Below are 764 nucleotides of genomic sequence, written 5' to 3' on the forward strand. Positions count from 1 at the left end.
GACTATGTTAAAAACATGATCACCGGTGCTGCTCAGATGGACGGCGCTATCTTGGTTATCGCTGCAACTGACGGCCCTATGGCTCAGACTCGTGAACACATCCTTCTTGCTCGTCAGGTAGGTGTACCTGCTATCGTTGTATTCTTGAACAAAGCAGATATGGTTGACGATGATGAATTGATCGAATTAGTAGAAATGGAAGTTCGCGATCTTCTTACTACTTATGAATTCCCTGGCGACGAAGTACCTATTATCGTAGGTTCCGCTTTGAAAGCTTTGGAAGGAGACCCTAAATACGTAGAAAAAATCAAAGAATTGATGCAGGCAGTTGACGAATACATCCCAACTCCTGAACGCGACACTGACAAAACTTTCTTGATGCCGGTCGAAGACGTTTTCACAATTACCGGTCGTGGTACAGTAGCTACCGGCCGTGTTGAACGTGGCGAAGTTAAAGTTGGCGACACTGTTGAAATCGTTGGCTTGAAAGAAAAAGCTGAAAGCTATGTAGTAACAGGTCTTGAAATGTTCCGTAAAACTTTGGACTCTGCAGTAGCAGGTGACAACGTTGGTGCTCTTCTTCGTGGTGTAGACCGCAAAGACATCGAACGTGGTCAAGTATTGGCTAAACCAGGCTCCATTCACCCACACACTAAATTCAAAGGTGAAGTTTACGTATTGACTAAAGAAGAAGGTGGCCGTCATACTCCATTCTTCTCCAACTACCGTCCACAGTTCTACTTCCGTACAACTGACGTAACCGG

General features: G+C 45.2%; 1 protein-coding gene. It reads left to right on the forward strand.

Annotated elements, in window-relative coordinates:
* On the forward strand, positions 1-764 hold a 764-nt coding region (locus EO124_RS10115; protein WP_127059403.1), incomplete at both ends, for an elongation factor Tu.

It is taken from the genome of Veillonella ratti, assembly GCF_003992115.1.
Classification (GTDB): Bacteria; Bacillota; Negativicutes; order Veillonellales; family Veillonellaceae; genus Veillonella_A; species Veillonella_A ratti.